This window comes from Kitasatospora sp. NPDC003701 (assembly GCF_053587085.1).
Window position 1 is genome coordinate 1 of the sequence record NZ_JBSFNM010000092.1, and the last position, 24,998, is coordinate 24,998.

A 24,998-nucleotide genomic window follows, 5' to 3' on the forward strand; every position below is an offset into this window, starting at 1 on the left:
GACCGCGCTCACCGTGTTCACGGCGGCCAACGCGCTCAGCGCGGTCGCCCCCGGCTACGAGTTCCTGCTGGCCACCCGGGTCCTGGCGGCCGCCGCCCCGCCGCCCGGCCGACCGCGGCCCGGGGGCGGCGGGCTCCGGCGCGGCCACGGCCGCCGGCGGATGGGGCTCGGGTTCGGCGACCGGCTCGGGCTCGATGTGCACGTAGCCGTCGGTGGAGTATTCGGCGCCCGCCGGGGCGTACAGCTCCTCACCGGCCGGCTGCTGCGGGACGGCGTACGGCGCGTACTGCTGCTGCCCGTAGTCGTCGTACTGGTAGTACGGCTGGTGCTGACCGCCCGGCTGTCCGCCCTGGCCGTACCCGGTCTCCGCGTACCCGGTCTCCGGATACCCGGGCTCCGCATACCCGGCCTGCGGGTAGCCGCCCTGGCCGTACCCGGCCTGCGGGTACGCGCTCTGCCCGTAGCCGTGCTGGGCGTACCCGTGCTGGGCCTGCCCGTGGTCCGGGTGCCCGTGGTCCGGCCGGCCGGCTTCCGCGTACCCGGCGCCGCCGTCGTACCCGTGGCTTCCCTGCCACTGCTGCTGGTCCGGATACCCCGCCGGCCAGTCCGGCTGTGCCTGCTGCGGGTACCACGGCTGCTGCGCGGCGTCTCCGAGGGGATCCTGTGCCATCCGTTCCGTCCCTCCCGACCGCCGGCAATGCGGCAGCCAGCATCTCACGCCACCCGGAGCGCCTCCTTCCGGCCTCTGCGAGGCCGGTCCGAGGCGGACCCGAGGACGTGGAACGAGCGGAACGGAACGGGGCCGTCAGCCGGACTCGTCCCGGAGGGCGGCGTCGATGCGGGCGGCGAGGGTGACGTCCAGGGCGGTGAGGCCGCCGGCGCTGTGGGTGGAGAGCGCGAAGTGCAGGGTCCGCCAGCGGATGTCGATGTCCGGGTGGTGGTCCAGCGCCTCCGCCTGCTCGGCGACCGCGACGACCACCCGGATCGCCGCCGGGAAGTCCGCCGCGTCGGCGGTGCGGACGATGGTGTCGCCGTCCCGGCTCCACTCCGGCAGACCGGCCAGGGCGACCGTGATCTCGTCCTCCGTCAGACGCGCTCTGCTGCTCATCGAACCGCTCCCGGGTGTCGGGGGTGACTGGTGAAGGGTCAGGCCCTCCGGCGCGGACGGGGCACCAGTTCGCCACCGCGGTTGGGGCAGGTGGCGGCCATGGCCTCGGTGCAGTCCGGACAGAAGGTGCACTCGTAGGAGCATAGGGACGCCGGGCCGTCCGCCGTCAGCGACACCGCGCAGCGTTCGCAGGTGTCGCGCATCTCCAGCGCCACGGCTTCTCCTTCAGGGCGAACGGAACGAACGGGACGGCCGGAACAGCACACGGAACGCGACAGCCCGGGCGAACCGACCGCCGCGACGGACGGCCGCTCAGCTGACGAGCAGCTTGGTGACGGCCACCAGGCCGACCACCACGATGACCCCGCGCAGCGCCGGCGGGGGCAGCTTGCGGCCGACCTTCGCGCCGAGCAGGCCGCCGCAGAGCGAGCCGACGGCGATCAGACCGGCGGCGGCCCAGTTGATGGTCGAGGTGAAGAGGAAGAACACGGCGGCGACGCCGTTGACGATCAGCGCCAGCGCGTTCTTCACACCGTTGATCCGCTGGAGGTCCTCCTGGAGCAGCATGCCCATCAGCGCCAGCAGCAGGACGCCCTGGGCCGCGCCGAAGTAGCCGCCGTAGATGCCGGTCAGGAAGACGCCGGCCAGCAGTGCCAGGCCGCCGTCGGGGTCTCCCCCGGGCCGGCGCCGGGCGGCGACCGCCTTGGCCACCCGGGGCTGGATCACCACCAGGACGAGGGCCAGCAGGATCAGGACCGGGACGATCGTGTCGAAGGCGCTGCTCGGCAGCTCGATCAGCAGGACGGCGCCGACCAGCCCGCCGAGCAGCGCGGCGATGCCGAGGCGGACCAGCCGGCGGCCCTGGTCGGCCAGTTCCCTCCGGTAGCCGATCACGCCGCTGAGCGAGCCGGGCACCAGGCCGAAGGCGTTGGAGACGTTGGCGGTGACCGGCGGGATGCCGACGGCGAGCAGCACCGGGAAGGTGATCAGGGTTCCGGAGCCGACGATCACATTGATCATCCCCGCGCCGACTCCCGCCACCAGGACGGCGACCGCCTCCCAGAGCGTCATGGGCCACCTCTCGTCTCGGGCCTGTCCGAGGCGATCATGCCGGACGGCGGGGTGCGCCTACCAGAGCCCGCCCACGATTCGGGACGTACACCACACGACCGTTCACCGGGCGCAACACACGCTCCGGGCGGCCGTACGCCGGGCGGGGGCGTCCGCAGCAACGCCGAGGGCCCGCTCCCCGTACCGCACGGGAGGCGGGCCCTCGGCACCCGCGCGCGACGACGACGCGTCACGCGACGGGCTCAGCTCACTCCGGGTCGATCTTCCGGTACTCGCGGGCCGGGTCCACCCGGGGGCGGGCGGCACCCTTGGTGTCGGTGTCCAGCGGGCGCGGACCGGCGGCCGGGTCGAGCGGGACCTGGGTGGCGGCCGGCGCCGGGGCGCTGGGGGCGGCGGGCGCGCCGCCGTTCGCACCGCCGTTGCCGGTCAGACCGGTGAACGCGCCGCCGAGGCCCTTGAGCGCGTCGCCGACCTCGCTGGGGATGATCCACAGCTTGTTGGAGTCGCCCTTGGCCAGCTCGGGCAGGGTCTGCAGGTACTGGTAGGCGAGCAGCTTCTGGTCGGCGTCGCCGTCGTGGATCGCCTCGAACACGGTGCGGATCGCGGCCGCCTCACCGTCGGCGCGCAGCACCGCGGCCTGCGCCTCACCCTCGGCCTTGAGCACCTCGGCCTGCTTCTCACCCTCGGCCCGCAGGATCTGCGCCTGCCGGGCGCCCTCGGCGGTGAGGATCGCGGCGCGCTTGTCGCGGTCGGCGCGCATCTGCTTCTCCATCGAGTCCTGGATGGAGGTCGGCGGCTCGATCGCCTTCAGCTCGACGCGGTTGACGCGGATGCCCCACTTGCCGGTGGCCTCGTCCAGCACGCCGCGCAGACCGGCGTTGATCACCTCGCGGGAGGTCAGCGTCGACTCCAGGTCCATCGAGCCGATGATGTTGCGCAGCGTGGTGACCGTCAGCTGCTCGATCGCCTGGATGTAGCTGGCGACCTCGTAGGTGGCGGCCCGGGCGTCGGTGACCTGGTAGTAGATCACCGTGTCGATGTTGACCACCAGGTTGTCCTGGGTGATCACCGGCTGCGGCGGGAAGGGCACGACCTGCTCGCGCAGGTCGATCCGGTTCCGGACCCGGTCGATGAACGGGACGACGATGTTCAGCCCTGCGTTGAGCGTCCGGGTGTAGCGGCCGAAGCGCTCCACGATCGCGGCGCTGGCCTGCGGGATGACCTGAATCGTCTTGATCAGCGCGATGAATGCCACCACGACCAGGACGACCAGGACGATAAGGACGGGTTCCACGGACTCTCCCCTAGACGACCAGGGCGGTCGCGCCCTGGATTTCGACGACGTCGACCTGCTGCCCCGGCTCGTACACACTGCCGGGGTTGAGCGCGCGGGCCGACCAGATCTCGCCCTTGAGCTTGATCCGCCCGCCCTCCCCGTCGACTCTTTCCGCGACGACCGCGGTGGCGCCCTGAAGCGCCTCGATGCCCATCTTGATCTGCGGCCCCTTCCTGAGCTGCCGGTACGCGATGGGGCGCACCACGACCAGCAGGGCGACCGAGACCGCGACGAAGGTCAGGACCTGCCACACCGCCCCGGCGCCGAGCCCGGCGACACCGGCCGCGGCGAGCGCGCCGACCGCGAACATCGCGAACTCCGGCATCGCGGTGACGACCAGCGGTATGCCGAGGCCGACGGCGGCCAGGAGCCACCAGATCCAGCTGTCCACGTGTCCATCCTAGGGAGCGAAGGGCCTTCGAGGCGGACAGTTCCCGCAGGTGGAGGGGCGGAAACCGGTCGCACGTGCGACCGGCTCCAGTTCAGCCGAGTTCAGTGGGGTCCGGCAGGGTCGTGAGGGCCTCCGGCGCACGGCCCGGGGCCGTCAGCCGAGCGGCAGGCCCTGCGCGGACCAGCGGTCGCCGTGGCGCTCCAGGGTCAGCGGGAGGCCGAAGCACTTGGAGAGGTTGCGCGCCGTCAGCTCGGTGTCGATCGGGCCGGCGGTGAGCACCTTGCCCTGGCGGATCATCAGGACGTGGGTGAAGCCCGGCGCGATCTCCTCGACGTGGTGGGTGACCATCGCCATCGCCGGTGCGAACTCGTCCTGGGCCAGCGCGCCGAGGCGGCGCACCAGGTCCTCGCGGCCGCCGAGGTCCAGGCCGGCGGCGGGCTCGTCCAGCAGCAGCAGCTCGGGGTCGGTCATCAGGGCGCGGGCGATCAGGGTGCGCTTCTTCTCGCCCTCGGAGAGGGTGCCGAACTTGCGCTCGGTCAGGCCGGCCATGCCGAGCCGGTCCAGCAGGGCGAGCGCGCGCGACTCGTCCGCCTGCTCGTACTGCTCCTGCCAGCTGACCGTCATGCCGTAGGCGGCGGTGAGCACCGTCTGCAGCACGCTCTGTCCGGCGGGCAGCTTGTCGAACATGGCGGCGCCGGCCAGGCCGATCCGGGAGCGCAGCTCGAAGACGTCGACCTCGCCGAGCTTCTCGCCGAGGACGGACACCTTGCCGGCGGTCGGGAAGAGGTACGTGGAGGCGATCTGCAGCAGGGTGGTCTTGCCGGCGCCGTTGGGGCCGAGGATGACCCAGCGCTCGCCCTCGGAGATGGACCACGAGACCTGGTCGACCAGCGCGCGCCCCTCCCGGACCACGGACACGTCAACCAGCTCCAGCACGTCGCTCATGCCTATGCCTTCCCCAAAACAGAAATTCGGCCGTCGGTGCGGGCGGGGCAGCCTACTCCGGCGGCCGGTGGGCACGGAGTGGGTGCGCCGCACGCGCATGGGCAAACCTACGCCACGCGGATGACCGCCGATTCCGTAGGCTGGCCGGATGCTCGCGACTCCTGCCGACAATCCGTACGAAGAGCCCCGTTCGGGGCGGCTGGCCGCCTGGGGCAACGCCCTGTTGGCCGGTCTGGTGCCGCCCGACAACGCCGCCGCGGCGGTGCTGGGCAGTGACGAGAGCCACCGGGTGACCGGGCTGCCCGGGGACGCGCCGGGCGAGCGGCACGGGCTCACCTGGGCGCTGGGGCGGCTGCGGGTGCTGGGGGTGAAGGGGCTGCGGCTGGCCCTGCCGTCCGCCGGGCACCCGCTGGGGCTGACCGGTCCGGCGCCGTTCAACGAGCGGGCGCTGGGCGCGGGCGAGGCCGTGCTGGCGGTCGGGGTGCCGCTCGGGCTGGTGCCGGAGGTCGAGGTGTTCGGGCCGGTCGGGGACCGCTCGGCGACGGTGCTCTGGCGCTGCTCCGAGGTCAACGACGCGCCCCCGGCCGACGTGCCGTCGCTGCACGAGGCGGAGCGGGAGCTGGCGGACGGGCTGCGGGAGGCGACGGTGCTGCTGGCCCGTCTCGACGTGGCCGGGGCCGGCCCGGAGGCGCTGCGGGCGCTGGAGGCGTACCGGCGGCGCGGGCACGCCGAGCTGCTCGCCCCCGGGTACCCGCCGCGCGCCGTCCGGGTGCTGGAGTCGGCCCGGCAGGTGTCGGCGCTGCTGTCGATCGCCTCGGGCGGCCACGGCGCGGCGGTCAGCGCCTCCGAGATGGCCTCCCGCCAGGCGGTGCTGGACCCCCTGCGGCGGATCGCCCGCCGGGCCCAGGTGGCGGCGTACAACGCGCTGGTGGACGAGAAGGGCTGAATTCCGCCCCCCTGGATCCGCCCCCGGGTCCCGGCGCCGCCGGACCCGGGGCCGCGAGCCCTAGACCTCCCGGGCCTCGCCGTGGCGGACCGCCCAGAGCGCGGCCTGGGTGCGGTCGGCGAGGTCCAGCTTCATCAGGATGTTGGAGACGTGCGTCTTCACCGTCTTCTCCGAGAGGTGCAGGCTCCGCGCGATCTCCCGGTTGGAGCGCCCGTCGGCGATGTGGCCGAGCACCTCGCGCTCGCGCTCGGTCAGGGTGGCGCCGCGGCCCTGCGGCTGGCGCGGGCCGTCGTCGGCGAGCAGTGCCTCCGCCAGCTCGGGCTGGAGCAGCACGTGGCCGGCGTGGACCGAGCGGATCGCGCCGGCCAGCGCCTCCGGGTCGACGTCCTTGTACACGTACCCGGCGGCGCCGGCCCGCAGCGCGGGGACCATGGTGCGGTGCTCGGTGAAGCTGGTGACGATCAGGATCCGCGCTCGGCTGCCCTCGCCCTTGAGCGTGCGCAGCGCCTCGATGCCGTCGACACCGGGCATCTTGAGGTCCATCAGGACGACGTCCGGGTCCAGCTCCCGGGCCCGGTCGACGCCCTCCGCGCCGTCGGCGGCCTCGCCGACCACCTCGATGTCGTCCTGCACCTCCAGGAAGGTGCGCAGGCCCCGGCGGACCACCTGGTGGTCGTCGACCAGCAGGACGCGGATCACTGGGGTGGTGTCAGGCACCGGGGACCTCCATCTCGACGACCGTCCCCGTCCCGGGGGCCGAGTCCAGGGTGAGCGTGCCGCCGACGGCGGCGGCGCGGTCGCGCATCGAGGCCAGGCCGAGGTGGCGGCCGGCGCGGCGGACGGACTCGGGGTCGAAGCCCCGGCCGTCGTCGCGCACGCGCAGGACGGCGCCGCGCTCGGGCGTGCCGGCCAGGGTGACGCTGACGCGCCGGGCGCCGGAGTGGCGCAGCGCGTTGTGCAGGGCCTCCTGGGCGACCCTCAGCAGGGCCGCCTCCTGGGCCGGCGGCAGGGCGCGGACCCCGTCGGCGGCGAAGGCGACGTCGGCGCTGTGGGCGCGGTCGAGGACCTGCACCTGGGAGGCGAGGGTGGCGCTGAGGCCGTCCTCCTCCAGGGCGGCGGGGCGCAGCTCGACCACGACGGCGCGCAGCTCGTCGGCGGCCTCGGCGGCGAGCTTGGCGACCTCGGCGAGTTCGGCGCGGGCGCGGACCGGGTCGCGGTCGACGAGCTTGGCGGCGGCCTTGGCGGTGAGGCGCAGCGAGAAGAGCTTCTGCGAGACGGCGTCGTGCAGGTCGTGGGCGATCCGGGCGCGCTCGCCGGCCAGGGTCAGCTCCCGGCTGCGCTCGTAGAGGCGGGCGTTGGTGAGGGCGAGGGCGGCGTGCGCGGCCAGTATCCGCAGCAGCTCCTCGTCGTGGTCGGTGAAGCCGCCGCCGCCGCGCTTGTTGGCGAGGAAGATCACGCCCATCACCTGCGAGTCGTCCTCGGCGGCGTCGGTGTCGAGGATGGGCATGCCGAGGAAGGCGTCCATCTCGGGGTGGGCGGCGGGCCAGCCGCCGAAGGCGGGGGCCTCGCGGACGTCGGCGAGCCGGGTGGGGCCGGTCTCGTGCAGCATCTTGGCGAGCACGCCGTGCTGGCGGGGCAGCGGGCCGATGGCCTTCCACTGCTCGTCGGTGACGCCGTCGACGACGAACTGGGCGAAGCCGCCGTGGTCGTCGGGCACGCCCAGGGCCGCGTACTCGGCGCCGAGCAGACCGCGGGCGGAGGCGGTGATCCGCCGCAGCACCTCGCGCACCTCCAGGTGGCGGCTCATCGCCAGCAGGGCCTGGCTGACGGCCTCGATGCCGGCCAGGCAGGGCTCGCAGGCGGGCAGCGGGCCGGCGGGCGGCGGGCCGACCGGGATCCGGTCGACGGGCAGCAGGCCGGCCGGGGGCCGGCGGTCACTGGGCGCGGTGGGCATACCGCCAAACTACCGCCGCCGGGCCGGCCGCCGCGTCGGTCCACGGGCGCGCGGGGAGCAGGTCCACAGACCTAGGGCCGGGCTTCGGACGCCCCCGGCGGACGGGCCCCGGGTACGCCGAGGGGCGGCCCGCCCCGTCGCCGGGAGGGGCCGCCCCTGGGGTGCGGCGGTGCGGGCGTCAGCCCTTCTGCATGACCTCGGGCTCGTGACGCCGCTGGAGGCGGGTCACGATGACGCCGATGACGACGGACATCGCGATCAGGGCGCCCGCGTTGATCGCCCACTGGGCGACGGTGCTGTCCCACAGCGGGTCGTAGTCCGGGTTCTGGAAGTCCTTGTTCCAGGGGCCCATGAGGTGCGACAGGTCGAGCGTGGTGGCCACGATGCCGGTGCCCCAGCGGGCCGGCATCAGCCAGGCGGCCTGCTCCAGACCGGGCTTGCCGAAGATCTGGAAGAGGCAGCCGGTGAAGACGACCTGGACGATCGCGAACATGACCAGCAGGGGCATGGTCTTCTCGGCGGTCTTCACCAGCGCGGAGATCATCAGGCCGAACATCATCGCGGCGAAGCTCAGGAGGATCATGCCGATGGTCATCTCGATCACCGGCAGGTTCTCGACGATCAGGCCGTGTGCGGGCAGCTTGCGCGGCAGGAAGCCGACGGCGGAGATGATGGCGCCCTGGATCACGCTGAAGAAGCCCAGCACGATGATCTTGGACATCATGTACGCCGAGCGGGAGAGCCCGGTGGCTCGTTCTCGCTCGTAGATCGCCCGTTCCTTGATCAGTTCTCGGACCGAGTTGGCCGATCCGGAGAAGCAGGCGCCGATCGCCAGGATCAGCATGATCGTCGCGGCCCCGCTGTTGAGGTGGAGCTGCGTCTTCGGGTTGGGCGCGAGCCCCGGCTCGTTGGGGATCAGCACGCTGACCGCGCCGATGACGGCGGGCAGCAGCACCGACAGGGCCAGGAAACCGCGGTCCGAGGCGAGCACCGACATGTAGCGGCGCATCAGCGTCCACAGCTGCGAGCCCCAGCTCTGCGGCTTCGGCGGCCTGATGGCCTCCTGGACGATCTGGGCGGACTGCACGGTCCCGGCGTCCACGTCGGCGGAGTACTGCTGGTAGTGCACCGAGCCCCGGTAGCGGCCGGCCCAGTCGTGGTCCGGGTAGTTCTCGAAGGCCTGGAAGACGTCGGCCCAGGTCTCGTACCCGAAGAAGTGCAGCGCCTCGTCCGGCGGGCCGAAGTAGGCCACCGAACCGCCGGGCGCCATCACCAGCAGCCGGTCGCAGAGCGCGAGCTCGGCCACCGAGTGGGTGACGACCAGGATGGTGCGGCCGTCGTCGGCGAGGCCGCGCAGCATCTGCATGACCTCGCGGTCCATGCCCGGGTCCAGGCCCGAGGTGGGCTCGTCCAGGAAGATCAGCGAGGGCTTGGTGAGCAGCTCCAGGGCGACCGAGACGCGCTTCTGCTGGCCGCCGGAGAGCGCGGTGATCCGGTTGTCGGCGCGCTTGTCCAGGCGCAGCTCGTAGAGCACCTCGTCGATCCGCGCCTCGCGCTCGCGCGCCTCGGTGTCGCCGGGGAACCGCAGCCGGGCCGCGTACTTGAGGCCGGTGCGGACCGTCAGCTCCTTGTGCAGGATCTCCGACTGCGGCACCAGGCCGATCCGCGAGCGCAGTTCGGCGAACTGCTTGTAGAGGTTGCGGCCGTCGTAGAGGACGTCGCCGCGGTCGGCCGGGCGGTAGCCGGTGAGGGCGCGCAGCAGGGTCGACTTGCCGGAGCCGGACGGGCCGATGACCGCGACCAGGGACTTCTCCGGCACGCCGAAGCTGACGTCGTTGAGCAGGACCTTCTTGCCGCCCTTGAAGTCGACCTCGACGGTCAGGTGGCGGGCGGAGAAGGAGACCGCGCCGGTGTCGACGAACTCCTGCAGCTGGTCGCCGACCAGGACGAAGCTGGAGTGGCCGACCGTCAGACGGTCCTGCGGCGACATCAACTGGCGCTGGACCGGCATGCCGTTGAGGAAGATGCCGTTGTGGCTGCCCAGGTCGACGATCTCGTACCGGCCGTCGGGCAGCTGGCGCAGCTCGGCGTGGTGGCGGGAGACCTGGAGGTCGGAGACGACGATGTCGTTGTCGAGCGCGCGACCGATCCGGACGGTGTTCATCCCGGCGGTCAGATTGCGGATCATCGTCGGCTGCGGGCCGCCGGCGTCGTGCTGCGGGGCGTGCTGCTGCGGGAAACCGCCGTGCTGGGGGGCCTGCTGGGGGAAGCCCTGCTGCTGCGGGAAGGGCTGCGGCTGCGGCTGGCCGCCCCACTGCGGCTGGGCCTGGGGCTGGTAGGGCTGCTGCTGCACCGGGGGCTGCTGGGCCCACTGCTGCTGGACCGGCGGCTGCTGCTGGACGGGCGGCTGCGGCGCGGGGGCGTGGCTGCGGCTGGTGGCGGCCTCGTGCCAGGCGGGGGCGGGCGCGCCGGCCTGGGCGGGCGCGGAGAAGCTCAGCCGGGGGCCGTTCTCGGCGTTGCCGAGGTTGACCACCGCGCCCGGGAAGAGCGGGGCCTGCTGGGTCCGGGCGCCGGCGGTGTAGGTGCCGTTGGTGCTCCCGTGGTCGTCGAGCTGCCAACCGGCCCCGTTGAAGGAGATGGTGGCGTGCTGCCAGGAGACCCTGGCGTCGTCGAACGGGAAGTCCGACTGCGGGTTGCGCCCGATGGTGTAGGACCGCCCCGGCTCCAGAGTCCGCTGCTGTCCGTTGATCTCAATGACGAGTTGCGGCACTGCTCGCCTGCCCCGCTCTCTCGGTCCCCCGATTTTGCCCCCGACCGGGGGTGCGATGTCCTGAATCCGACGGGGGAATCATTCCAGTCCGCCGCCCGTTGACGAAAGTCACCCCCGGTGACTGTGACCAGGCGGCAACGATTCGCGGACGCCCCTGCCACCACCCCGTGATGTCGCCTCCGTGCCACCACCCGGTCACCCGGATCGTGCGCACACCGTCCACACCGGTCCGCACTCCCGTCCACGACGCGGACGGGTGCCGTGAGGGCGCCGGCCGGCGGGTAGCGTGGGTGTCACCATGAACGCATCGCCCTTGGCCGCCGAGCCGTTCCCCGCCCCGCAGCCCCGGACCGAGGACGAGCGCACTCTGCTCGTCAAGGTGTTCGGCAAGGACCGCCCCGGCATCACCGCCGGTCTCTTCGCCACCCTGGCCGGATTCGGCGTCGACGTGATCGACATCGAGCAGGTCGTCACCCGGGGCCGGATAACGCTGTGCGCCCTGGTCACCCCGCCGACCGCGCCCGGCGCCGAGGGCGAGCTGCGCTCCACCGTGCACCGCTGGGCCGAGGAGCAGAAGCTCCAGGCCGAGATCATCTCCGGCATCGGCGACAACCGGCCGCGCCGCGAGGGCCGTTCGCACGTCACCGTGCTGGGCCACCCGCTCACCGCCGCCGCGGTGTCGGCGCTCACCTCCCGGATCACCGCCTCGGGCGGCAACATCGACCGGGTCTTCCGACTGGCCAAGTACCCGGTGACCGCCGTCGAGCTGGCCGTCTCCGGTGTCGCCACCGACGAGCTGCGCGCCGCGCTGGCCCAGGAGGCGGCCCAGCAGCGGGTGGACATCGCGGTGGTCGCGGCGGGCCTCGAACGCCGGGCCAAGCGCCTGGTGGTGATGGACGTCGACTCCACGCTGATCCAGGACGAGGTGATCGAGCTGTTCGCGGCCCACGCGGGCTGCGAGGAGGAGGTCGCCGCGGTGACGGCCGCGGCGATGCGCGGCGAGCTGGACTTCGCCGAGTCGCTGCACGCCCGGGTCGCGCTGCTGGCCGGCCTGGACGCCGCGGTGACGGAGAAGGTCCGCGCGGAGGTCAGGTTCACGCCGGGCGCGCGCACCCTGATCCGCACGCTGCAGCGGCTGGGCTTCCAGGTCGCGGTGGTCTCCGGCGGCTTCACCCAGGTCACCGACCACCTGGTGGAGCAGCTGGGCCTGGACTTCGCGGCCGCCAACACCCTGGAGGTGGTGGACGGCAAGTTCACCGGCCGGGTGGTCGGCGAGATCGTGGACCGGGCCGGCAAGGCCCGCTGGCTGGCCCGCTTCGCCGAGCAGGCGAAGGTGCCGCTGGAGCAGACGGTGGCGATCGGCGACGGCGCCAACGACCTGGACATGCTGAACGCGGCCGGGCTGGGCGTGGCCTTCAACGCCAAGCCGGTGGTGCGGGAGGCGGCCGACACCGCGGTGAACGTGCCGTTCCTGGACACCGTGCTGTACCTGCTGGGCATCACCCGCGAAGAGGTCGAGGCGGCCGACGCGCTGGACGGCACGCCGACCGAGTAGGCGCCGGAGCGCACGTGAGGGGCGCGAGGACCATCGTCCTCGCGCCCCTCACGTCTGCCGGACCGCTCGGCCCGGGTCGGCCGGCCCGGGTCGGGCGGCGCGGTCGGCGCGGCCCGGTCGGCTCAGTCCTGCGGCGTGAAGTACGAGACCAGCGCGGCCACGCCCGGCTCGACGCCCTTCCAGGAGCCGTCGAAGCTGAGCACCGCGATCGCCGCGGTCGGGAAGCCGCCGAGCCGCAGCCGCTCCAGCGCCTCCCGGTCCCCCTCGTCGCCGGCCAGCACCTGGGTCAGCCCGAGCACACCGGGGTTGTGGCCCACCAGCACCACGTCCGCGTACTCCTCGGGGGTCTCCTGCAGGACGGTGATGATCTCGCCGGGGCTGGCCTCGTAGATCCGGTCCTCGTACACCGTCCTGCGGGGGCGCTTCTCCAGCTCGTGCGCGGCGAGCTTCCAGGTCTCGCGGGTACGCAGGGCGGTGGAGCAGAGCACGTAGTCGGGGTTGATACCGGAGTCGGCGAGCCAGCGGCCGGATTCCGGGGCCTGGTGGCGGCCCCGGTCGGCCAGCGGCCGCTCGTGGTCGTCGACGCCGTTGGGCCAATCGGCCTTGGCATGGCGGAGAACGATGATCCTGCGGGGCGTTTCGGCGCTCATACCCAGCAAGCTTGGCAGAAAAGCCGCCCGGGGGCGCGATGCCGCCGGTTGCCGCCACTCTCAGGAGTGGGGGGTGTCATCATGCGCCGTTCACCGGAGGTTGGCCCGGCGGACGGCATCCGGTCCGCGTACCGGCGACCGGCGCGACGGGCCGGCCGACGGGCGGGCCGGCAAGCGGGCCCGCCGACGGGCGGCCGGGCCGGGCGGCGGATCAGCCGATGTTCTGGGCCACCGTGGCGACGATCGCCAGCAGCACCACGATGCCGACGATCAGTGCGGCGAGCTGGCCGAGCTTCTTGTGGCCGTCGGTGGGGTTCGGGTCGAGTACGGGCATGACCGGATTCTCCCACCCCGGCCATGCCCGTCCGTCACCGGCCCCGCTACGCCGCGGCGCGCTCGCCGGCGGGGAGGACCGCCTCGTCCTCGATGTGCCGGGCCCGCGCGGCCCGCAGGCCGAACATCATCTGCGGCACCAGCAGCACGGCGAGGAAGCCCAGCGGCAGGTACCACTCGCCGGTGGCCTGGTACAGCCGGCCGATCAGGATCGGGCCGGGGATGGAGATGAGGTAGCCGACGCCCTGGGCGAAGGCGGAGAGCTGGGCGACCCCGCCGGCGGTCCGGGCCCGCAGGCCGATCATGGTGAGCACCAGCGGGAACGCGCAGTTCGAGAGGCCGACCAGGGTCGCCCAGACCCACGGCGCGGCGGCCGGGGCGAGCGCCAGTCCGGTGTACCCGGCGATGCCGAAGGAGGCGAGCAGGACGACGAACAGCCGCTGGTCGCCCCGGCGGGCGGCGAGGTTGGGGAGCACGAAGGAGACCGGCACGCCGATCACCATGGTCAGGGCCAGCAGCACGCCGGAGGTGCCCTCGGAGATCCCGGAGTCCTGGAAGATCTTCGGCAGCCAGCCCATCACCACGTAGGCGCCGGTGGCCTGGAGGCCGAAGAAGCAGGCCATCGCCCAGGCGGTGCGGCTGCGGGTGATCGGCAGCTTGGCGGTCGCCCCGCCGGCCTTCCCGCCGCGCTCGCGCCTGGTCACCGCGACCGGCAGCCAGAGCAGCAGGGCGAGCGCGCCGAGCGCGGCCCAGATGCCCAGGCCGATCCGCCAGTCCCCGCCGAACGCGTTGGTCAGCGGCACGGTGACGGCTGCGGCGAGCGCGGTGCCGGCCGACAGCGACATGGAGTACAGGCCGATCATCGGACCGACCTTCTCCGGGAAGTACCGCTTGATCACCACCGGGATCAGCACGTTGGAGACCGCCACCCCGGCCAGCGCGAGCGCGGTGAGCAGCAGGAACACCGCCGTGCCGCCGGCGAAGGAGCGGGCCAGCACGCCGGCGGTGATCGCCCCCATGCCCGCGGTGACCACCGCGATCGGCCCGAACCGCCGGGCCATGCCGGGCGCGGCGAAGCCGAACAGGGCGAAACAGAGCGAGGGGACGGCGGTCAGCAGGCCGGCCAGCGTCGGATTCATCCCGAGGTCGGTGCGGACCTGGTCGAGCAGCGGCCCGAGGCTGGTGACCACGGGCCGGAGGTTGAAGGCGGCGGCGGCGATCGCGACGGCGAACAGCCAGCCGAGGTACTTGCTCCGGTTGGAGGAGGGGGAGGCGGTGGCGGTGGGCCGCTCGGTCTGCGGTCCGACCCCGGTTCGCGGGGCGGTGGTGGTGTCTGCTGCGGGAGGCATGGGAGCCATCATAGAATGATGGGATGAATTAGCGCATCCTCGACTTGGCATGATGTCCCGACCCGCCCGAAGCCGACCCACCCGCCGGCCGACGCCCCCACCGCCGACCCGAAGCCGCAAGGAGTCCCCCCGTGGCGCTGTCCTCTCCGAGGCGCACCCCGCTGTCCGACCAGGTGATCGCGCAGCTGCGCGCCCAGATCACCTCGGGCGAATGGCCCGTCGGCTCGCGCATCCCGACCGAGGCCGCACTGGTCGAGCAGCTCGGCGTCGCCCGCAACACCGTCCGCGAGGCGGTCCGCGCGCTCGCCCACAACGGGCTGCTGGACATCCGCCAGGGCTCCGGCACCTACGTCCTGGCCACCAGCGAGCTGGCCGGGGTCATGCACCGCCGCTTCGCCGACGCCGACCAGTCGCAGGTCGCCGAGCTGCGGGTCACCCTGGAGACCTCGGCGGCCGGGCTGGCCGCCTCCCGCCGCACCGCGCGCGACCTCGCCCTGCTGGACGCCGCCCTGGCCCGCCGCGAGGACGCCTGGCGCTCCGGCGACGCCGAGGACTTCATCCAGGCCGACGCCGCCTTCCACCAGGCCGTGGTCGCCGCCGCCCACAACGACGTCCTCCTCGCCGTCTACGCCGACCTCGGCGAGGTCACCCGCGCCCACCTGCGCCACGACGTCGGCCCGGAGCTGATCGCCGAGCGCTACCTCGGGCACGACAAGATCCTCGACGCGATCCGGGCGGGCGACCCCCAGCGCGCCTCGGTCGAGGCCGGCCGCGCCATCGGCGCCTGCACGCCGCCCGACGCCTGACGACCGCGCCGGCCCGGCGCGCACGGGCACCCCGGACAACACCGCGGCCCGGCACCCCAGGAGGGGTGCCGGGCCGGGTCGGACGTGCGGCGGTCAGGCGCCGATGGCGTGCAGGCCGCCGTCCACGTGGACGATCTCGCCGGTGGTCTTCGGGAACCAGTCCGAGAGCAGGGCGACGACGCCGCGGCCGGCCGGCTCCGGGTCGGCCAGGTCCCACTTCAGCGGGGAACGGGTGTCCCAGGTGGCGGCGAGGTCCGCGAAGCCCGGGATGGACTTGGCGGCCATCGAGCCGATCGGGCCGGCCGAGACCAGGTTGACCCGGATGTTGCGGGCGCCGAGGTCACGGGCCATGTAGCGGGAGGTGGCCTCCAGCGCGGCCTTGGCCGGGCCCATCCAGTCGTACTTCGGCCAGGCGAACTGGGCGTCGAAGGTCAGACCGACGACCGAGCCGCCGTCCTGCATCAGCGGCAGCAGCGCCGTGGTGAGCGACTTCAGCGAGAACGCCGAGACGTGCATGGCGGTCGCCACGGACTCCCACGGCGTGTTCAGGAAGTTGCCGCCCAGGGCGTCCTGCGGGGCGAAGCCGATCGAGTGGACGATGCCGTCCAGGGTCGGCAGGTGCTCGCGCACCTGGTCGGCGATGCCGGCCAGCTGCTCCTCGCTGGAGACGTCCAGCTCCAGCACCTTGACCGGCTTCGGCAGCTTCTTGGCGATCCGCTCGGTGAGGCTGGGCCGGGGGAACGCGGTGAGGATGATCTCCGCGCCCTGCTCCTGCGCGAGCTTGGCGGTGTGGAAGGCGATGGAGGACTCCATCAGCACTCCGGTGATGAGGATCCGCTTGCCCTCAAGGATTCCACTCATGCTCAGTGACCCATGCCCAATCCGCCGTCGACGGGAATGACGGCTCCGGTGATGTACGCGGCCTCGTCCGAACCGAGGAACCGCACGGTGTTGGCGACCTCGGCGGGCGCCGCGTAGCGGCCCAGCGGCACGCCCGAGACGATCTCCGCGCGGCGCTCGTCGCTGAGCACTGCGGTCATGTCGGTGTCGACGAAGCCGGGGGCGACCACGTTGACGGTGATGTTGCGCGGGCCCAGCTCGCGCGCCAGCGAGCGCGCGAAGCCGACCAGGCCGGCCTTGGAGGCGGCGTAGTTGGCCTGGCCCGGGGAGCCCGAGAGGCCGACCACCGAGGAGATCAGGACGACCCGGCCCTTGCGCGCGCGCATCATCAGCTTGGAGGCGCGCTTGACCACCCGGAACGTGCCGGTCAGGTTGGTGTCCACGACGGAGGTGAAGTCCTCCTCGGACATCCGCAGCAGCAGGGTGTCGTGGGTGATGCCGGCGTTGGCGACCAGCACCTCGACCCCGCCGTGCTTGGCCTCGATCTCGGTGAACGCGGCATCGACCTGCGCGCCGTCCGTGATGTCGCAGCGCACCGCGAGCACGTCGTACTTGGCCAGCTCCGCGGGTACCTCACCCGAGCGGCTGGTGATGGCGACCTTGTCGCCCGCCTCGGCGAAGGCCAGGGCGATCGCGAGGCCGATGCCCCGGTTTCCTCCGGTGACGAGAACCGAGCGGCTCAACGATCCACCTCTCTCCGTAGTGTGCGCGTACGTCGGAATGCGCACGCAGTGTGACGCTATCGGTCGGCCCGGGGCGGCGACGAATCGAGCTCCCACAGCGCCTCACCGAAGGAACTGTCGCAATCCGACAATCCGTGCCCGGGCCGCTCCCGCCCGGTCCCCACCCGCTCCGGCCTACCCTTGTGGCGTCCACTACGGCGGTTTTCCGGGAACAACGCGACCGGGTGCACCCGTTGCCCCCGTGGTGCGGAACAACCGGGGCCGGCCGTACCGATTCCTGGAGGGGCCCCCGCGCGCGGGGCCCGGCGGCCACGGCGACGAGCGAAGGCAGAGCACGGATGAGCGAGGCACAGCCCGGTACCACCCACCGGCGGGGACGACTGCTGGCCCTGGCCGCCCTGGCGGCCGGCGCGGGAGCGGCCGCCTGGTCGCTGCGCGACCTGCCGGCGGCCTTCGGACGGCGGCCGGACGCCGCCCGCGAGGCCCGGGTGCGCAACTCCCCGCAGTACCGGGACGGCGTCTTCCACAACGCGCCGTCCACGCTGGCCCGGGCCGGGTCCGCACCCGACATCGACCGGGACACCGTGCGCCGGATGCTGTTCCAGCGCGAGGGCCGGGTGCCCGCCAACCCGGTGCCCACCGTCCGCCCCGCCGTCGGACCGCGCCCGGCCGCCGAGGGCGTGGAGATCACCTGGTACGGGCACGCCTCCGCGCTGGTCGAGATCGAGGGCACCCGGGTGCTGCTCGACCCGGTCTGGAGCGACCGCTGCTCCCCCGCCGCGCACGTCGGCCCCAAGCGGCTGCACCCGGTGCCGGTGGAGCTGGAGGAGCTGCCGCAGGTCGACGCGGTGCTGATCTCGCACGACCACTACGACCACCTGGACATGGCGACGGTCAAGCGGCTGGTCCGCAGCCAGTCCGCGCCGTTCGCGGTGCCGCTCGGCATCGGCGGCCACCTGCGCCGCTGGGGCGTCCCGGAGCACCGGATCATCGAGCTGGACTGGGACGAGACCTGCACGCTCGGCGAACTGGTCGTCACCCTCACCTCCGCCCACCACTTCTCCGGACGCGGTCTGACCCGCAACACCACCCTCTGGGGCTCCTGGGTGATCGCCGGGCCGACCCGCAAGGTCTTCTACACCGGGGACTCCGGCTACTTCGAGGGCTACGCGAGGATCGGCGGGCAGCACGGCCCGTTCGACGCCGCCCTGGTGCAGATCGGCGCGTACGACACGGCCTGGGCCGACATCCACATGACGCCGGAGGACGCCGTCCTCGCCCACCGCGAGCTGAACGCCGGCCTGCTGGTGCCCGTCCACTGGTGCACCTTCAACCTGGGCCTGCACCCGTGGGCGGAGCCGATCGAGCGGCTGCTGGTGGAGGCCAAGGCGCAGGCCGTCCCGCTCGCGGTGCCGCGCCCCGGCGAGCGGGTGGACGTCGACAACCCGCCGGAGCTGGACGGCTGGTGGGAGACGGTCGGCTGACCGGCGCTCCGCGGGGCGGCGGCGGCCGCGTGTCACCACCGGAATGCGCTGGCCCAAACCCCCCGAACGGGACATGATGCCGTGCGGGTACCCCGGTTCCGGGGTACCCGCACCGCCGTCCCCCCGACCAGGGAGCCCGCTTGCCTCCGATGCCCCCGACCAGCAGTTCCGGCGCCCCGCACGGGCGCGCCGTCGACCCGCTGTTCCTCGCCTACCCGCTGCGCGCCCTGGCCGACGCGGCGCTCACCCGCGCGCGTGAACTCGGCGCCGAGCACGCGGACTTCCGCCTGGAGCGGGTCCGCAGCGCGTCCTGGCGGCTGCGCGACGCCCGGCCGGCCGGCACCTCCGACAGCGTCCAGCTCGGCTTCGCCGTCCGGGTGCTGCTGGACGGCGCCTGGGGCTTCGCCGCCGGGGTGGACCTCACCGCGGTCGCGGCGGCCCGCGTCGCCGAACAGGCCGTCGCGGTGGCCCGGCTGTCCGGCGGGATCAGCCGCGCGGCCGGTTCGAAGGAGCGCGTCGAGCTGGCGGACGAGCCGGTCTACCCGGACGCCACCTGGATCTCCGCGTACGAGGTGAACCCCTTCGAGGTGCCGGACGCGGAGAAGACGGCGCTGCTCGCCGACTGGAGCTCGCGGCTGCTGGCCGCCGAGGGCGTCTCGCACGTCCAGGCCAACCTGCTGACGGTGCAGGAGAACAAGTTCTACGCCGACACCGCCGGCACCGTCACCACCCAGCAGCGGATCCGGCTGCACCCCTGGCTGGAGGCCACCTCGGTGGACGAGCGCACCGGGGCCTTCGACTCGATGCGCACGCTGGCCCCGCCGGTCGGGCGCGGCTTCGAGTACCTGCGCGGCACCGGGTGGGACTGGGACGCCGAGCTGGCCGAACTGCCCGCCCTGCTGGCCGAGAAGATGAAGGCGCCGAGCGTCGAGCCGGGCCGCTACGACCTGGTGGTCGACCCGTCCAACCTCTGGCTGACGATCCACGAGTCGATCGGCCACGCCACCGAGCTGGACCGCGCGCTCGGCTACGAGGCCGCCTACGCCGGCACCTCCTTCGCCACCTTCGACAAGCTGGGCTCGCTGCGCTACGGCTCCGAGCTGATGCACGTCACCGGCGACCGCACCGCCGAGCACGGCCTCTCCACCATCGGCTACGACGACGAGGGCGTCGCCACCCAGTCCTGGGACCTCGTCAAGGACGGCGTCCTGACGGGCTACCAGCTCGACCGCGGCATGGCCCGGCTCAAGGGCTTCGACCGCTCCAACGGCTGCGCCTTCGCCGACTCCCCCGCGCACGTCCCGGTCCAGCGGATGGCCAACGTCTCGCTCCGGCCGGCCGCCGACGGCCCCGACACCGAGGGCCTGTTCGCGGGCGTCGAGAACGGCCTGTACATCGTCGGCGACCGCTCCTGGTCGATCGACATGCAGCGCTACAACTTCCAGTTCACCGGCCAGCGCGCCTACGCCATCCGCAACGGCGAACTCGCCGGCCAGGTCAAGGACTTCGCCTACCAGGCCACCACCACCGACTTCTGGGGCTCGATGGCGGCCGTCGGCGGCCCGCAGACCTACGTCCTCGGCGGGGCCTTCAACTGCGGCAAGGCGCAGCCGGGCCAGGTCGCGGCGGTCAGCCACGGCTGCCCCTCGGCGCTGTTCCGCAACGTCAACGTGCTCAACACCCAGCAGGAGGCGGGTCACTGATGACCGCGATTCAGCCCCACGAACTCGTCGAGCTGGCGCTCGGCCTCTCCCGCGCCGACGGCTGCGTGGTGATCGCCGACGAGGAGTCGACCGCCAACCTGCGCTGGGCCGGCAACGCGCTCACCACCAACGGGGTGACCAGGGGCCGCCGGCTCACGGTGATCGCCACGGTGGCGGGGGCCGAGGGCACCGCCTCCGGCGTGGTCTCGCGCGAGGCCGTCACCCCGGACGAGGTGGAGAGCCTGGTGCGGGCCGCCGAGCAGGCCGCCCTGGCGGCCGGCCCGGCCGAGGACGCGCAGCCGCTGGTGGCCGGCCGGCCGTCCTCGCCCGACTTCGGCGAGCCGCCGGCCGAGACGTCGATCGAGGTCTTCGCGGCCTTCGCGCCCGCCCTCGGCGAGGCCTTCGCCCGGGCCGCCGCCCAGGGCGAGCTGCTGTACGGCTTCGCCCGGCACGAGGTGGTCTCCAGCTACCTGGGCACCTCCACCGGCCTGCGGCTGCGCCACGACCAGCCGACCGGCACGGTCGAGCTGAACGCCAAGACCGCCGACCTGTCCGGCTCGGCCTGGGCCGGCGCCGCCACCCGGGACTTCGCCGACGTGGACGTCGCCGAGCTGCACACCCAGCTGACCAAGCGGCTGGCCTGGGGCGCCCGGAAGGTCGACCTGCCCGCCGGCCGCTACGAGACGCTGCTGCCGCCCTCGGCCGTGGCCGACCTGATGGTCTACCTGAGCTGGTCGGCCGGCGGCCGGGACGCCGCCGAGGGCCGGACGGTCTTCTCCAAGCCGGGCGGGGGCACCAGGATCGGCGACAAGCTGGCCCCGCTGCCGCTGACGCTGCGCTCCGACCCGGCCGAGCCGGGCCTGGAGGCGGCGCCGTTCGTGCTGGCGCACTCCACCGGCGGGGACTCCTCGGTCTTCGACAACGGCCTGGAGCTCACCGCCACCGAGTGGATCCGCGACGGCGAGCTGGCCGAGCTGATCACCACCCGGCACTCCGCCGGGCTCACCGGCCTGGCCCTGCGGCCGGCGGTGGACAACCTCGTCCTGGAGACGGCCGACCGGGCCGACGCGCCGACCCTGGACGAGATGATCGCCCGCACCGAGCGCGGCCTGCTGGTCACCTGCCTCTGGTACATCCGCGAGGTGGACCCGGCGAACCTGCTGCTCACCGGCCTCACCCGGGACGGCGTGTACCTGGTGGAGAACGGCGAGGTCGTCGGCGCGGTCAACAACTTCCGGTTCAACGAGTCGCCGGTCGACCTGCTCGGCCGGATCACCGAGGTGGGCCGCACGGAGCGCTGCCTGCCGCGCGAGTGGGGCGACTGGTTCACCCGGGCCGCGATGCCGCCGGTGCGGGTCGCGGGCTTCAACATGAGTTCGGTGAGCCAGGCCTCCTAGGACCTGGCCCGGGGGGAACGAGGGATCGAGAGATGGACGAGAAGCGCACGGTCCGGACGAGCAAGATGCTGTCCCGCATCCTGCGGCACGAGCCGGAGCGGGTCGGGATCGCCCTGGACGCGGCCGGCTGGGTCGAGGTGGACGTGCTGCTCGCCGCGCTGGCGGCGAGGGGCACCCGGCTGACCAGGGCCGAACTGGACCACGTGGTGGCGACCAACAACAAGCGCCGCTTCGCCTACTCCGAGGACGGTCTCTCGATCCGCGCCAGCCAGGGGCACACGGTGGCGGTCGACCTCGGTCTGGCCGCCGCCGAGCCGCCGGCGCGGCTGTTCCACGGCACCGCCGACCGGAGCCTGGACGCGATATTCCACGAGGGCCTGCGGCCGATGGCCCGCCAGGACGTCCACCTGTCGGCCGACACCGACACCGCGGTGCGGGTCGGCTCGCGGCACGGCCGTCCGGTGGTCCTGGTGGTCGACGCCGCCGCGATGGCGGCGGCCGGCCACACCTTCCGGATCAGTGCCAACGGCGTCTGGCTGACCGACGCGGTACCGCCGGAGTACCTCTCCCGGCTCCGGTGACGCGCGCCGCCCGCCCCCGGTCTCGTCGGCGGCGCCCCCGCGGCGTACCGTGAAGTGGCCGCGCGGCGAGACGCGCGGGTGCGTGGACGAGGGCGGTAGGACATGGGCAAGAGCGCCGGCGGTGGACAGGTCCACCGGATCACGGGGGCACGCAGCAGCCTCACCGAGGACGTCCGGGGGCGACAGCGCCGCTACGTGGCCTCGATGCTGCTCCGTACCGTCTGCGTGCTGCTCGCGGTGGTCCTGTGGGACGTCCAGCGGGTGCTGGCGTTCGTCGCACTGGCGGGTGCGGTGCTGCTGCCCTACTTCGCGGTGCTGATCGCCAATGCCGGCCGCGAGCGGGCGCCGGGGCTGCCGAGCACCTTCGACGTCCCGCCGGACACCCCGCTGATGCTCGGCCCCGGCGGTACGGGTGGGGCCGGTGCTGCACGTGATGCCGGTGTGGCACAGAGCGTGCCCACCGATTCTTCACAGGGGCAGAACTGACTGTCCGTTTTAGGGGGTTATCCACTGACTCCCTCAACAGAAAGCTCAAAAGAACCTCAGATTAATCATGCAAGACCTCCCCATACCGGGGCCCTCCCGTGACATACTGCGTACGCGCTCCGCATCCCCCGTCGGAGCGACGGACCGACGCCGGGCGGCTCCCCCCGTGGCTGCCCGGCGTCGCCATGCCCGGACCGGATGTCGCCGTCCGGGGCCGTGAAAGACTGGCGGTGCAGACCACCCGCCTATCGCTGAGGACGGCACCATGGAATCCCCGGGCTCCCCGCAGACGCAGACGCCGGTCTGCTCGGCCAAGGGCTGCCGGGCGGACGCCCGGTGGGTGCTGGTCTGGAACAACCCGAAGCTGCACACCCCGGACCGCCGCAAGACCTGGGCGGCCTGCGAGGAGCACCGCGAGCACCTCTCCCAGTTCCTCGGGGTGCGCGGCTTCCTCAAGGAGGTCGTCGCCCTCGCCGACTGGACCCCGCAGGACGAAGCGCCGGGCCCGCGCCTGCCGCTCTCCTAGCGACCGCGCGCGACCGCGAGCCCGGGCGGCCTCGACGGTCTCGACCGCAAGAGCCGCCAGAGCCGCCCGAGCCGCCTCAGCCGCCGATCGCGGACATCGGCCGCTCGGGCTGGAGGAACTCCGGGTTGTCGATCCCGGCACCCGCCTTCTTGCCCCACATCGCCGCGCGCCAGAGTTCGGCGAGTTCGGCGTCCCCCGCGCCCGAGCGCAGCGCGGTCCGCAGATCGGTCTCGCCGGTCGCGAAGAGGCAGTTGCGGACCTGTCCGTCGGCGGTCAGCCGGGTGCGGTCGCAGGCGCGGCAGAACGGGCGGGTGACCGAGGCGATCACGCCCACCCGGCCCGGCCCGCCGTCCACCAGCCAGTGCTCGGCCGGGGCCGCACCGCGGCGGGCGGAGGGCTCCGGGGTGAGCGTGAACCGGGCGGCGAGCCGCTCCAGGATCTCCTCGGCGGTCACCATCGAGGAGCGGTCCCAGCCGTGCTGGGCGTCCAGCGGCATCTGCTCGATGAAGCGCAGCTCGTAGCCGCGCTCCAGGCACCGGGCGAGCAGATCGGCCGCCTCGTGGTCGTTGATCCCGCGCATCAGCACGGCGTTCAGCTTGACCGGCGTCAGTCCGGCGGCCTCGGCCGCGGCCAGCCCGTCCAGCACGTCCTGGTGGCGGTGGCGACGGGTGAGGGTGTGGAAGGTGTCCGGGTCGAGGGTGTCGAGCGAGACGTTGACCCGGTCCAGCCCGGCGGCGCGCAGTGCCGCGGCGGTCCGGGCGAGGCCGATGCCGTTGGTGGTCAGCGAGAGCTCGGGGCGCGGTTCGAGCGCGGAGCAGGCGGCGACGATCCCGACCAGTCCGGGGCGCAGCAGCGGTTCGCCGCCGGTGAAGCGGACCTCCCGGACGCCGAGGTCGCGCACGGCGACGGTGACCAGCCGGACGATCTCCTCGTCGGTGAGCAGGTCGGGCTTGGCCAGCCACTGCAGGCCCTCCTCCGGCATGCAGTAGGTGCAGCGCAGATTGCACCGGTCGGTGAGGGAGACCCGCAGGTCGACGGCCTGCCGGCCGAAGGTGTCGAGCAGCACGGCGTTCCCTTCCCGTGAGGTTGCGGCCGGGAAAAGCGGCCGACCCGGCCACCGCAACCACGGGGCCGGGCCAGCTTAGTCATCGTCCGCCCGTCAGTGGGCGCCCAGCCCGGTCAGCGAGCGGACCTCCAGTTCAGCGTACTTCGCCGGGTCGGCCTTCTCCTTGGAGAGCAGCGTGCCGATCCAGCCGGCCAGGAAGCCGATCGGGATGGAGACCAGCCCGGGGTTCTCCAGCGGGAACCAGTGGAAGTCGGAGTCCGGGAAGAGCGAGGTCTTGGCGCCGGAGACGACCGGCGAGAAGAGCACCAGCGTCACCGAGCTGATCAGACCGGCGTAGACCGAGCTGACCGCGCCGGTCGTGGTGAAGCGCCTCCAGAACAGCGAGTAGAGCAGCGTGGGCAGGTTGGCGGAGGCGGCCACCGCGAAGGCCAGCGCGACCAGGGCGGCGGTGTTGAGCTTCCCCGCGAACAGGCTCAGCACGATGGCGACCGCGCCGATCGCGACGGCGGCCCACTTCGCGGAGAGGATCTCCTCCTTCTCGCTCGCCCTGCCGCGCCGGATGACGTTGGCGTAGAGGTCATGGGCGAACGAGGCGGAGGAGGCCAGGGTGAGTCCGGCCACCACGGCGAGGATGGTGGCGAAGGCCACCGCGGAGATCACCGCCAGCAGGATCGCGCCGCCGGTGGAGCCCGGGCCGCCGCCGAGCTGCTCGGCGAGCTGCGGGGCGGCGGTATTGCCGGCCGCGTTGGCCGCCTTGATCGCCTTGGGGCCGACCAGGGCCGCCGCGCCGAAGCCGAGCGCCAGGGTCATCAGGTAGAAGCCGCCGATGATGCCGATCGCCCAGAGCACGGACTTCCGGGCGGCCTTGGCGGTGGGCACGGTGTAGAAGCGGACCAGGATGTGCGGCAGACCGGCGGTGCCGAGCACCAGGGCGATGCCGAGGCTGAGGAAGTCGAGC

General features: G+C 73.2%; 25 protein-coding genes and 1 pseudogene. 9 read left to right on the forward strand and 17 right to left on the reverse strand.

Annotated features, from left to right (window positions below; all coding sequences use genetic code 11):
- The 7 genes and pseudogenes from ACWDRR_RS41450 to ACWDRR_RS41480 all read right to left on the reverse strand — a co-directional run.
- Positions 1-670: pseudogene (locus ACWDRR_RS41450) on the reverse strand (hypothetical protein); the annotation flags it as partial.
- 135 nt (positions 671-805) lie between these two features.
- The gene (locus ACWDRR_RS41455) at positions 806-1,108 is read right to left on the reverse strand and encodes a 4a-hydroxytetrahydrobiopterin dehydratase (RefSeq protein ID WP_449777494.1); all 303 of its coding nucleotides are present in this window, start codon (positions 1,106-1,108) and stop codon (positions 806-808) included.
- A 38-nt stretch (positions 1,109-1,146) separates the two neighbouring features.
- Complete coding sequence (locus ACWDRR_RS41460; protein ID WP_449777495.1) at positions 1,147-1,323, reverse strand: DUF1272 domain-containing protein; 177 nt, start codon at positions 1,321-1,323, stop codon at positions 1,147-1,149.
- Positions 1,324-1,420: 97 nt separating this feature from the next.
- Entirely contained in the window at positions 1,421-2,179 is a 759-nt protein-coding gene (locus tag ACWDRR_RS41465) for a sulfite exporter TauE/SafE family protein (RefSeq protein WP_449777496.1), read from the reverse strand.
- A 247-nt stretch (positions 2,180-2,426) separates the two neighbouring features.
- On the reverse strand, positions 2,427-3,473 hold the full coding sequence (locus ACWDRR_RS41470) for an SPFH domain-containing protein (RefSeq protein ID WP_449777497.1): 1,047 nt from the start codon (positions 3,471-3,473) through the stop codon (positions 2,427-2,429).
- 10 nt (positions 3,474-3,483) lie between these two features.
- Positions 3,484-3,906 (reverse strand): NfeD family protein, encoded by a 423-nt coding sequence (locus ACWDRR_RS41475; protein ID WP_387894986.1) that lies wholly within the window; start codon positions 3,904-3,906, stop codon positions 3,484-3,486.
- A gap of 153 nt (positions 3,907-4,059) precedes the next feature.
- The gene (locus ACWDRR_RS41480) at positions 4,060-4,851 is read right to left on the reverse strand and encodes an ABC transporter ATP-binding protein (protein ID WP_402395546.1); all 792 of its coding nucleotides are present in this window, start codon (positions 4,849-4,851) and stop codon (positions 4,060-4,062) included.
- 148 nt (positions 4,852-4,999) lie between these two features.
- On the opposite strand from ACWDRR_RS41480, the gene ACWDRR_RS41485 reads away from it, so the two are divergent.
- Complete coding sequence (locus tag ACWDRR_RS41485) at positions 5,000-5,797, forward strand: hypothetical protein (RefSeq protein WP_449777498.1); 798 nt, start codon at positions 5,000-5,002, stop codon at positions 5,795-5,797.
- 60 nt (positions 5,798-5,857) lie between these two features.
- On the opposite strand, the gene ACWDRR_RS41490 is transcribed toward ACWDRR_RS41485, so the two are convergent.
- From ACWDRR_RS41490 to ACWDRR_RS41500, 3 genes are all read right to left on the reverse strand, one after another.
- A complete protein-coding gene (locus ACWDRR_RS41490) occupies positions 5,858-6,514 on the reverse strand; it encodes a response regulator (RefSeq protein ID WP_449777499.1) in 657 nt (218 codons plus the stop codon).
- Positions 6,507-7,604 (reverse strand): GAF domain-containing sensor histidine kinase, encoded by a 1,098-nt coding sequence (locus ACWDRR_RS41495; RefSeq protein ID WP_449777513.1) that lies wholly within the window; start codon positions 7,602-7,604, stop codon positions 6,507-6,509. The genes ACWDRR_RS41490 and ACWDRR_RS41495 overlap by 8 nt, the downstream gene beginning before the upstream one ends.
- Positions 7,605-7,929: 325 nt before the next feature.
- Positions 7,930-10,521 (reverse strand): FHA domain-containing protein, encoded by a 2,592-nt coding sequence (locus ACWDRR_RS41500; protein ID WP_449777500.1) that lies wholly within the window; start codon positions 10,519-10,521, stop codon positions 7,930-7,932.
- Between the two features lie 298 nt (positions 10,522-10,819).
- Here ACWDRR_RS41500 and serB point away from each other — a divergent pair, with 298 nt between their 5' ends.
- Positions 10,820-12,076, forward strand: coding sequence for a phosphoserine phosphatase SerB (gene serB, locus ACWDRR_RS41505; RefSeq protein WP_449777501.1), 1,257 nt, complete (start codon positions 10,820-10,822; stop codon positions 12,074-12,076).
- Between the two features lie 122 nt (positions 12,077-12,198).
- Here serB and ACWDRR_RS41510 read toward each other — a convergent pair whose 3' ends face one another.
- The 3 genes from ACWDRR_RS41510 to ACWDRR_RS41520 all read right to left on the reverse strand — a co-directional run bounded on the left by ACWDRR_RS41510 (position 12,199) and on the right by ACWDRR_RS41520 (position 14,408).
- The gene (locus ACWDRR_RS41510) at positions 12,199-12,726 is read right to left on the reverse strand and encodes a SixA phosphatase family protein (protein ID WP_449777502.1); all 528 of its coding nucleotides are present in this window, start codon (positions 12,724-12,726) and stop codon (positions 12,199-12,201) included.
- Between the two features lie 211 nt (positions 12,727-12,937).
- Positions 12,938-13,060, reverse strand: coding sequence for an SGM_5486 family transporter-associated protein (locus tag ACWDRR_RS41515; RefSeq protein WP_402395528.1), 123 nt, complete (start codon positions 13,058-13,060; stop codon positions 12,938-12,940).
- 46 nt (positions 13,061-13,106) lie between these two features.
- A complete protein-coding gene (locus tag ACWDRR_RS41520; RefSeq protein ID WP_449777503.1) occupies positions 13,107-14,408 on the reverse strand; it encodes a CynX/NimT family MFS transporter in 1,302 nt (433 codons plus the stop codon).
- A gap of 131 nt (positions 14,409-14,539) precedes the next feature.
- On the opposite strand from ACWDRR_RS41520, the gene ACWDRR_RS41525 reads away from it, so the two are divergent.
- A complete protein-coding gene (locus ACWDRR_RS41525) occupies positions 14,540-15,214 on the forward strand; it encodes a FadR/GntR family transcriptional regulator (protein WP_449777504.1) in 675 nt (224 codons plus the stop codon).
- A gap of 93 nt (positions 15,215-15,307) precedes the next feature.
- Here the strand turns inward: ACWDRR_RS41525 and fabI are convergent, their stop codons facing one another.
- Both fabI and fabG read right to left on the reverse strand, forming a co-directional pair.
- Positions 15,308-16,075 carry an enoyl-ACP reductase FabI gene (gene fabI / locus ACWDRR_RS41530; RefSeq protein ID WP_387893649.1) on the reverse strand — a complete coding sequence of 256 codons (768 nt, stop codon included), beginning with the start codon at positions 16,073-16,075 and terminating at the stop codon, positions 15,308-15,310.
- A gap of 2 nt (positions 16,076-16,077) precedes the next feature.
- A complete protein-coding gene (fabG, locus tag ACWDRR_RS41535) occupies positions 16,078-16,797 on the reverse strand; it encodes a 3-oxoacyl-[acyl-carrier-protein] reductase (RefSeq protein WP_449777505.1) in 720 nt (239 codons plus the stop codon).
- Between the two features lie 338 nt (positions 16,798-17,135).
- On the opposite strand from fabG, the gene ACWDRR_RS41540 reads away from it, so the two are divergent.
- The 6 genes from ACWDRR_RS41540 to ACWDRR_RS41565 all read left to right on the forward strand — a co-directional run bounded on the left by ACWDRR_RS41540 (position 17,136) and on the right by ACWDRR_RS41565 (position 22,974).
- Positions 17,136-18,281, forward strand: a complete 1,146-nt coding sequence (locus ACWDRR_RS41540) for an MBL fold metallo-hydrolase (protein WP_449777506.1) — start codon at positions 17,136-17,138, stop codon at positions 18,279-18,281.
- Between the two features lie 149 nt (positions 18,282-18,430).
- Positions 18,431-19,984, forward strand: a complete 1,554-nt coding sequence (locus ACWDRR_RS41545) for a TldD/PmbA family protein (protein ID WP_449777514.1) — start codon at positions 18,431-18,433, stop codon at positions 19,982-19,984.
- Complete coding sequence (locus ACWDRR_RS41550; RefSeq protein ID WP_449777507.1) at positions 19,984-21,381, forward strand: metallopeptidase TldD-related protein; 1,398 nt, start codon at positions 19,984-19,986, stop codon at positions 21,379-21,381. The genes ACWDRR_RS41545 and ACWDRR_RS41550 overlap by 1 nt, the downstream gene beginning before the upstream one ends.
- Positions 21,382-21,413: 32 nt before the next feature.
- Complete coding sequence (locus ACWDRR_RS41555; protein WP_449777508.1) at positions 21,414-21,962, forward strand: RNA 2'-phosphotransferase; 549 nt, start codon at positions 21,414-21,416, stop codon at positions 21,960-21,962.
- A 102-nt stretch (positions 21,963-22,064) separates the two neighbouring features.
- A complete protein-coding gene (locus tag ACWDRR_RS41560; protein WP_449777509.1) occupies positions 22,065-22,448 on the forward strand; it encodes a DUF3099 domain-containing protein in 384 nt (127 codons plus the stop codon).
- A 265-nt stretch (positions 22,449-22,713) separates the two neighbouring features.
- Positions 22,714-22,974 carry a hypothetical protein gene (locus tag ACWDRR_RS41565; protein ID WP_449777510.1) on the forward strand — a complete coding sequence of 87 codons (261 nt, stop codon included), beginning with the start codon at positions 22,714-22,716 and terminating at the stop codon, positions 22,972-22,974.
- Between the two features lie 76 nt (positions 22,975-23,050).
- On the opposite strand, the gene moaA is transcribed toward ACWDRR_RS41565, so the two are convergent.
- On the reverse strand, positions 23,051-24,040 hold the full coding sequence (gene moaA, locus ACWDRR_RS41570) for a GTP 3',8-cyclase MoaA (protein WP_449777511.1): 990 nt from the start codon (positions 24,038-24,040) through the stop codon (positions 23,051-23,053).
- Positions 24,041-24,133: 93 nt separating this feature from the next.
- Positions 24,134-24,998 (reverse strand): solute symporter family protein (locus tag ACWDRR_RS41575; protein ID WP_449777512.1); only part of this gene is annotated, 865 nt, incomplete at its 5' end.